We start from the raw sequence: 7,826 nt of genomic DNA, 5'->3' as shown, positions 1-7,826 counted from the left end.
CGCCGTCGTTCAGCGTCACGGCCAGCGGTTGGGCGCCGCCCATGCCACCGCAGCCGCCGGTCAGGGTCAGCGTCCCGGCAAGCGGGCCCTCCGACTCGGCACCGGCCGCCACGCGGCCCTCCGCGGCGAGCTTGCGCCCGACGGCGGCAAACGTCTCATAAGTGCCCTGCAGGATCCCCTGGGTGCCGATGTAAATCCACGACCCGGCAGTCATCTGCCCGTACATCGTCAGGCCCTCAGCCTCCAGACGGCGGAACTCCGGCCACGTCGCCCAGTCCCCCACCAGATTCGAGTTCGCCAGCAACACACGCGGCGCCCACTCATTCGTGCGGAACACACCCACCGGCTTACCCGACTGCACCAGCAGCGTCTCGTCCTTCTCCATGGACTCCAGGGTCCGGGTAATCGCATCAAACGCAGCCCACGAACGCACAGCCCGGCCGGTGCCCCCGTAGACCACCAGGTCATCCGGACGCTCAGCAACCTCAGGATCAAGATTGTTCATCAACATACGCAACGGCGCTTCAGTCTGCCACGACTTAGCGGTGAGCTCCGTACCCCGGGCAGCCTTGACCGGGCGGGCTCCAGTAGTGAAATCGGCAGTCATTCTTACTCCTCTAAAGCGAACCGGAAAGGACTAGCCCAGGTTCTTGTTCTTGAGCCATTCCTTGGCGATCTCACCGATGTCTTCGAACTTGGCAACGCGACCGTTCATGGTGATCAGGTCCTCCGTGGTGAGCGCCGCGGAAACCTTGTCCAGGGTTTGCTTGACGGTGTCCGTGGACTTCTTCTGGTTGATGACGGGAACGATGTTCTCGGACAGGAAGAGGTTCTTGTTGTCTTCCAGCGCCACCAGGTTGTTGTCCTTCAGTGCCGGGTCCGTGCTAAACAGGTCTGCCACCTGTACCTGTCCCGAAAGGAGGGCGTTCAGCGTCAGCGGTCCACCGGCGTCGAGCGCGGAAAATTCCTTGAACTCAAGGCCGTAAACGGACTTCAGGCCGGCCACGCCGTTAAGCCGGGTCTTCCACTCCGGCGGGCCACCCAGGACGAGGTCCTTGGCCACGGGCTGCAGGTCTTCGATGGTCTTGAGTTTGTACTGGTCCGCGGTTTCCTTCTTGACTGCGAGGACGTCCTTGTCCTGCGCATCGGAAGCTTCGAGGACAGTAAGGCCTGACGGGATCTTGGTGGCAAGTTCCTTCTCCACTTCCTCAGAGGAGACTGCCTTGGTGGCGGAGTCGAGGTACTGCAGCAGGGCGCCGCCGTACTCCGGCATCAGGTCGATGGAACCGTCCTTGAGGGCGGGGATGGTGACTTCGCGGCTGCCGATACTGGGCTTCTCCGTGACGTTGACTCCCTTTGCCTTCAGGGCCTCGGCGTAGATCTTGGCGATCAGCTGGCTCTCGGGGAAGTCAGCAGAACCGACGATGATGCTGTCGCCCGAACCGCCGCCGGCAGCCGCGGTGTTGGAGGCGCTCATTGGATCGCCGCCGCAGGCGCTCAAGGTGATGGCGGCAACTGCCGCGAGGGTGAAACCGGTGAGGTACTTCTTCATGTCAACTCTCCTGGAAGGGGTGCCGCAGGGCATGCTGTGGCCAGGTGGGGGTGGGGGAGGTGCAAACAGGTACTGGCTAAACCGTGACGGGGGTCTTCACGGGTTCGGCTACGGGAGCCGTCTTGACGGTGCGCCGTGTCAGTCCGGGTGAGACAACGCGGCGGGTGATGAATGCGAGCAGCTGGTCGAAAAACAGTGCCAGCAGCGCGACGAGGACGGCTCCCGCGACCATTTGGCTGTAGTCGTTCTGTGCTTTGCCGTCGATGAGGAGGCGGCCGAGACCGCCAAGGGAAATGTATGCGGCGATGGTCGCCGTCGAGATGATCTGCAGCAGTGCGCTGCGGATGCCGGACAAAACCAGCGGAAGCGAACACGGGAGCTGGACGTCCGTGAGGATCTTCATGGTACGGAAGCCCATGCCTTTGGCGGCGTCGACGGCGGCAGCATCCACCGCGCGCACGCCGGCGTAGGTGTTGGTCAGGATGGGCGGAACGGCGAGCAGGATCAAGACGATGAGGCTCGGGAGGATGTAGCCCATACGCGACGGGAACGCGGGCGAGAGCAGCAGCACCAACAGGATCAGCAGGCCCACGCTGGGCAGGGCCCGGAGTGCGTTTGCCAGGCCGGCAATCATGAACACGCCTTTGCCTGTGACGCCGATGTAGATGCCAAGCGGGATGGCGATAACGGCCGCGATGGCCAGCGCGATAAGGGAGTACAGGAGGTGTTCGCCGATGAGGGTGGGGATACCGTCAGCGCCGCTCCAGTGCTTTGGATCGAACAAGTAGTTCACGAGTGCACCACCTTGGGAGTCCACGGTGTCAGCCACCGGTTGAGGAGAATGATCAGCCCGTCAAGGATCATGGCCAGGACCACGCAGAGGACGATTCCGGCGATGATCGGGGTGAAGAAGCGGAGCTGGAAGCCCTGCGTGAAGAGGGATCCCAACTGCGGGATACCGAGCAGCGCAGCCACGGACACGAGGCTGACGTTGGAGACGGCGGCGACGCGCAGGCCTGCCGAGATCACGGGGACTCCCACGGGCAATTCAACCTTCAACAGGCTCTGGTAGCCGCGGTAGCCCATGGCCTTCGCCGCTTGGACGGTGTCTTCAGGAACGGATTCGAGCGCGTCTGCCACCACGCGGACCAGGAGCGCCACCGTGTAGATGGTCAGTGCCGCGACGATGTTCAGCGGGTCAAGGATCTTCGTGCCGAGGATCAATGGCAGCAGGACGAACAGCGCCAAGGAAGGCACGGTGTACAGGAGACCCGCGACGCCCACCAGCAAGGGATAGATCCGGCGGCTCCGGTGCGCCCACCATCCGAGAGGCAACGCGATGAGCAAGCCCAGGATCAGTGGAATCACGGCAAGCAGCACGTGCCAGCCGAGCAGGAAGAGAATGTTGTCGGACTGCCGCCCAAGCCATTCGAAGTTCATCGCGCCGTCTCCAGGTGGGGTTCGGCCTCGATGGCCTTGACGACGTCGGTGGCAGTGACAGTGCCGAGCAGCTTGCCCTTGTCATCGACCACGACGCCGCGGCGGCTCGGGGAGGAGAGGGCGGCGTCGAGCAGTTGGCGCATGGTTCCCGATACAGCAGCGGGAATGCCGCTGAGGTTCAGGTGTTCGCGCTTCAGCTCGCCGTTGAAGAGCTCCGGCTGCACCCATCCCAAAGGCTTCCGGCCGCCGTCGACCACCAATACCCAAGCACCCGACGCCTTGGCGCGGGCCTCGTCGGAGGTGGCACCGAGTTGGATCACGGCTTCTTCGCCGATGGCCACATTGCCGGCCGTCTTGGTGAAGCCGAGCGAACGGTAGCCACGGTCGCGGCCGACGAAATCCGCCACGAACTCGTCGGCGGGCGAGGTGAGCAGCTCGGAGGGTGAGGCCATCTGTGCGAGCTTGCCGCCTACGCGCATCACGGCAACCTGGTCGCCGAGCTTGAGGGCCTCGTCAATATCGTGCGTGACCATGATGATGGTCTTGCCGATTTCGCGCTGCAGGCGGAGGAACTCATCCTGCAACTGCCCGCGGACCACAGGGTCCACTGCGCTGAAGGGTTCGTCCATGAGCATGAACGCCGGATCCGAAGCCAGTGCACGGGCGACGCCCACACGCTGCTGCTGGCCACCGGAGAGCTGCCAGGGGTAGCGCTTGGCAAAGCTCACGGGAAGGCCTACCCGCTCAATGAGTTCCAGGGCCTTGGTCCGCGCCTTCTGCCGGCTTTCGCCCAGCAATACCGGCATGGTGGCCACGTTGTCCACAATGGTCTTGTGCGGGAAGAGGCCGGCGTGCTGGATGACGTAGCCGATCCGGCGGCGGAGCAACGCTGCGTCCATGCCGGAGGTGGGCTCATCATCGAGGTAGATGGTGCCGCTGGTTGGTTCGATCAGGCGGTTGATCATCCGCAGGGAGGTGGTCTTGCCGCAACCGGACGGACCCACCAGAATGGTCAGCTTCCCGGTGGGAGCCTCCAGGTTGAGGCCATCGACGGCAACAGTCCCGTCGGGGTAGGCCTTGGTGACATTTTCAAACTTGATCATTTCGCTTCCATGCTTTCCTGGGGTAGCTCAGAAATTTCGGTGTTCAGGGTGAGGACGCCTGCAGCTTCCTCCACCAGGTGCTGGCCGATCTTGAGGGCCTTCAGTTCGTCCACGCGGTAGCTGGGGGCCACGATGCTTAAGGCAGCCACCGTCCTTCCACCCATCACCACGGGTGCGGCAATTGCCGTGACGTCGTCCTCCACACCGCTGCGGACCACGGCAAAGCCACGCTCGGGATGGTCACCCTTGAGGACTTGGCCGGAAGCTGTTCCTTCGAGCGGGATGCTCCGCCCGACCCAGCTGGAGTGCCTGATCGAATGAGTGCCCTCAACGATCGCGATGTAGATTCCCGTGTCCCCAACTCCGGGAATGCTCAGATAGCAGGACTCGCCCGTTTCGGCTACGAGCCGCTTCATGGCGGGCGTGCACAGTGCAACGAGCGATTCCTTGCCGAGTGCCAGGGCGCCGAGCTGGATGATGCTGGCACCGGGACGGAAGTTTCCGCCGTCGTCCCTTGAAACAAAACCGCTGCCTTCGAGGGTTCGGAGCAGACGGAGGGCCGTGCTTGGCGAGAGGTCCGCGACCCGCGCGGCGTCGCTCAGCGCAATGGCCCCCTCGGAGCACACGGCTCCCAAGAGTGCGAGCGCCCGCTCTACCGTCCGGGTCGAAGAATCTGCTGCCATGGTTTGGCCTGCTTTCAAGTGGTCTGGATCACCATGTCTTGCCACTTAGTAAAAACCAATTTTCATGGCATGGCAATAGCGTTGGATAAATTTCCCGGGATTCCGGGAAATATGTCGCCGCGGATCACCACCGCGTAACGCCGATGTTTCCTTGCCGTTAAATACTTCCAACCTGGCAGGAGACCCTTGCCATGTAGTGGCATCTGCTTTTTACTTGGTGGCAGTCGTCAACATCGGAGGAACACGTGGAAACCGTCAATCAGCTCCTTGACTCGATCAAGGACGTAGGCCGGGATGGAGTGCGCGGAGGCTACTCCAGGGCGGTATATTCAACGCCCGAACTCGACCTCCGGGAATGGTTCAAGGAGCAGGCAGCCCAACGCGGGCTTGGCGTCGAGACGGACCGCAACGGCATCATCTGGGCCTGGTGGGGTGAGCCCCAGGACGGCGCGCTGGTCACAGGCAGCCACCTTGATTCGGTCCCCGGCGGAGGCGCCTTTGACGGGCCCCTCGGTGTCGCTTCCGCGCTGGCCGCCGTCGACATCCTCAAAAGCCGGAGCCTTCAACATGGCCGGTCCCTGGCAGTGACCGTGTTTCCCGAGGAAGAAGGGTCCCGATTCGGCGTCGCCTGCCTCGGGTCCCGGCTCCTGACAGGGGCCATCGACGTGGACAAGGCACTGAATCTGCGTGACGTCGGAGGCGATACGTTCGCCGATGTCGCACGGTCCAACGGCCTTGATCCGAAGCACGTCGGCGCCGACCCTGGAGCGTTGGCCCGCATCGGCGACTTCGTTGAGCTGCACGTTGAGCAAGGCAAGGGCCTCGGGCAGGACGGTCCTGCGATCGCCGTCGGAAGTTCCATCCTGGGCCACGGTCGCTGGAAGATCAGCGTCAGCGGCCAGGGCAACCACGCAGGCACCACGCTCATGGCAGACCGCGCCGATCCAATGGTTGCCGCCGCACAGATCGTGCTGGCCGTGCGCGAAACTGCGGCCCAACAGCCCGATGCCCGCGCCACGGTCGGCCGCTTGACCCCAGTGCCCGGCGGTACCAACGTGATTGCCTCGCGGGTGGACCTCTGGCTGGACGCCCGCCACCCGGACGACGCCGTGACCGCCCGCCTCATCGAAGCGATCTACAGCGCGGCACAGCAAGTCGCCGCAGCAGAGGGTTGCACCGCAAGCCTCACGGAAGAGTCCTACAGCGGGACAGTCCATTTTGATTCCGGGCTGAGCCGAAGGATTGCCGATCTCCTTCCGGAGGCACCTGTGCTGGCAACCGGAGCCGGACATGATGCCGGCGTACTGTCCGCCTACGTACCCTCCGCCATGCTGTTTGTCCGCAACCCCAGCGGAATCTCGCACTCGCCCGAAGAGTACGTTGCCGACGAGGACGCCTCCGCCGGAGCCGTCGCCCTTGCGGACGTTTTGGAGGGTCTCCTGTGAGCACGTTCTGGTGTGAAACCGCGATCATCGCTGCCGAAAACGGTGCGCCCCAAGCCGCATCCGGAGTACGCCTGGAAACGGAAAACGGCCGGATTACCAGCGTCACGCCCGGTGCCACGCCGCAACCCGGAGACACGAAGCTGGAGGGCATCACGTTTCCTGCAGCTGCCAACGCCCACTCCCATGCGTTCCACAGGGTGTTGCGCGGCCGGACCCACGAAGGGCGCGGGGATTTCTGGGTATGGCGCGAACAGATGTACACGAGCGCCTCGGAGCTGACTCCGGAGAAATACGAGAAGCTTGCAACAGCCGTATTCGCGGAGATGGTAATCACCGGTTTCAGCAGCGTCGCGGAGTTCCACTACGTCCACCACCAACCCGACGGCGCTCCCTATGCCGAAGCCCATGCCATGGAGCTGGCGCTGGCCAGGGCTGCAATGGCCGCGGGCATCCGCTTGACGCTTCTGGACACCCTCTATCTGGCCGGCGGAATAGGTTCACCCCTCAGTCCCGAACAAACACGCTTCGGGGACGCGGACGTGCACGCCTGGCTCAAGCGCATTGCCTCGCTCCGGACCGCCATTGAGGCAACCTTCCCGGCGGACCGCGTCAGCGTCGGGGCCGCCCTGCACTCGGTCCGGGCGGTACCCGAAGAGGATCTGAAGGTAGTCGCTGCGCAGCTGCCCACGGACATTCCCCTTCACATCCACCTGAGCGAGCAACCCGCCGAAAACCAGGCGTGCCTCGAGGCGTACGGCACCACGCCCGCCCGCCTCTTGGAGCGTCATGGACTGCTGACCCGCAGGCTCTCGGCCGTGCATTCCACCCACCTGACCCCGGAAGACATCACTTCCCTTGGACAGGCCGGAACCACGGTGGTGATGTGCCCTACCACCGAGGCCGATCTCGCTGACGGGATCGGCCCGGCAAGGGAACTCTCCGACGCGGGAGCAACCATCGCCCTGGGCACCGACCAGCATGCGGTGATCGATCCCTGGGTGGAAATGCGTGCGCTCGAACACGGCGAGCGCCTGGGCAGCGGACAGCGGGGAAGGTTCACGCCGCGGGAATTGCTGCAGGCCGCAACGATGGGCGCCGCCCGGTCCATGGCCACGCCCGTCCCCGGGCCGGGAATTGGCGTGGGAAGCGTCTGCGATCTCATGGTGGTTGATCCGGCCTCCACCCGCACTGCAGGTTCCAGGCCATTGCAGATGGCGTTCAGCGCAACCGCCAGCGACGTCACGGAGGTCATCATCGGCGGAGAGCTGCTCGCCTCGCGTGGGGTTCACGCGCGGCTCGGGGAACCGGGAAGGCTGCTGACAGAGGCGCTGAAGGAGCTCTCGTAGCGTCGCTATCAGCTACAGACCGTGCGACGGCGGCACTTGGCTTTGCACCAAACCCAAGTGCCGCCGTCGTGCTTTGTGTTCATTTAATGGAGTCATAGGTGCGTTTTGCCATCAACTGTGGGCTCATCGCGGACTCCCAGCCGGCACCCAGTCCGCGGACAGGCATCCTTGCGTTAAGGAAGTGAATGCACGTCATCTCAACGCTCTTGACTGGAACTTGCCCGATATGGCGTGCCACACTGTGTAGCGCGTGTGCA

The 7,826-nt window shown here is 63.8% G+C and carries 7 protein-coding genes and 1 pseudogene; 2 read left to right on the top strand and 6 right to left on the bottom strand.

What is annotated here, in order from left to right:
• The 6 genes and pseudogenes from ACIPY2_RS19605 to ACIPY2_RS19580 all read right to left on the bottom strand — a co-directional run.
• Positions 1 to 607 (bottom strand): annotated as a pseudogene (locus tag ACIPY2_RS19605) (urocanate hydratase); the annotation flags it as partial.
• Between the two features lie 30 nt (positions 608 to 637).
• Positions 638 to 1,552, bottom strand: coding sequence for an ABC transporter substrate-binding protein (locus ACIPY2_RS19600; protein ID WP_400268068.1), 915 nt, complete (start codon positions 1,550 to 1,552; stop codon positions 638 to 640).
• A 76-nt stretch (positions 1,553 to 1,628) separates the two neighbouring features.
• Positions 1,629 to 2,381 (bottom strand): ABC transporter permease, encoded by a 753-nt coding sequence (locus ACIPY2_RS19595; protein ID WP_400268067.1) that lies wholly within the window; start codon positions 2,379 to 2,381, stop codon positions 1,629 to 1,631.
• The gene (locus tag ACIPY2_RS19590; RefSeq protein WP_400268066.1) at positions 2,342 to 2,992 is read right to left on the bottom strand and encodes an ABC transporter permease; all 651 of its coding nucleotides are present in this window, start codon (positions 2,990 to 2,992) and stop codon (positions 2,342 to 2,344) included. The genes ACIPY2_RS19595 and ACIPY2_RS19590 overlap by 40 nt, the downstream gene beginning before the upstream one ends.
• Positions 2,989 to 4,095, bottom strand: a complete 1,107-nt coding sequence (locus ACIPY2_RS19585) for an ATP-binding cassette domain-containing protein (protein ID WP_400268065.1) — start codon at positions 4,093 to 4,095, stop codon at positions 2,989 to 2,991. Before ACIPY2_RS19585 ends, ACIPY2_RS19590 begins: the two co-directional genes overlap by 4 nt.
• Positions 4,092 to 4,778: an IclR family transcriptional regulator gene (locus ACIPY2_RS19580; protein ID WP_400268064.1), complete on the bottom strand. Its 687-nt coding sequence runs from the start codon at positions 4,776 to 4,778 to the stop codon at positions 4,092 to 4,094. The genes ACIPY2_RS19585 and ACIPY2_RS19580 overlap by 4 nt, the downstream gene beginning before the upstream one ends.
• A gap of 245 nt (positions 4,779 to 5,023) precedes the next feature.
• On the opposite strand from ACIPY2_RS19580, the gene ACIPY2_RS19575 reads away from it, so the two are divergent.
• Together ACIPY2_RS19575 and ACIPY2_RS19570 are read left to right on the top strand one after the other, a co-directional pair.
• Positions 5,024 to 6,223 carry an allantoate amidohydrolase gene (locus ACIPY2_RS19575; protein WP_400268063.1) on the top strand — a complete coding sequence of 400 codons (1,200 nt, stop codon included), beginning with the start codon at positions 5,024 to 5,026 and terminating at the stop codon, positions 6,221 to 6,223.
• On the top strand, positions 6,220 to 7,569 hold the full coding sequence (locus tag ACIPY2_RS19570) for a formimidoylglutamate deiminase (RefSeq protein WP_400268062.1): 1,350 nt from the start codon (positions 6,220 to 6,222) through the stop codon (positions 7,567 to 7,569). The genes ACIPY2_RS19575 and ACIPY2_RS19570 overlap by 4 nt, the downstream gene beginning before the upstream one ends.
• The last annotated feature ends 257 nt before the right edge of the window (positions 7,570 to 7,826 follow it).

This window comes from Paenarthrobacter sp. NPDC089675 (assembly GCF_044749185.1).
Classification (GTDB): Bacteria; Actinomycetota; Actinomycetes; order Actinomycetales; family Micrococcaceae; genus Arthrobacter.
Note: the sequence above shows the minus strand (reverse complement) of the source record. Positions and strands in the feature narration are given on the sequence as shown.

What these genes read in the sequence shown, in the direction of transcription:
- ACIPY2_RS19585 (WP_400268065.1), bottom strand. Translation starts at nt 4,095, where the DNA reads ATGATCAAGTTTGAAAATGTCACCAAGGCCTACCCCGACGGGACTGTT.
- ACIPY2_RS19600 (WP_400268068.1), bottom strand. Translation starts at nt 1,552, where the DNA reads ATGAAGAAGTACCTCACCGGTTTCACCCTCGCGGCAGTTGCCGCCATC.
- ACIPY2_RS19580 (WP_400268064.1), bottom strand. Translation starts at nt 4,778, where the DNA reads ATGGCAGCAGATTCTTCGACCCGGACGGTAGAGCGGGCGCTCGCACTC.
- ACIPY2_RS19590 (WP_400268066.1), bottom strand. Translation starts at nt 2,992, where the DNA reads ATGAACTTCGAATGGCTTGGGCGGCAGTCCGACAACATTCTCTTCCTG.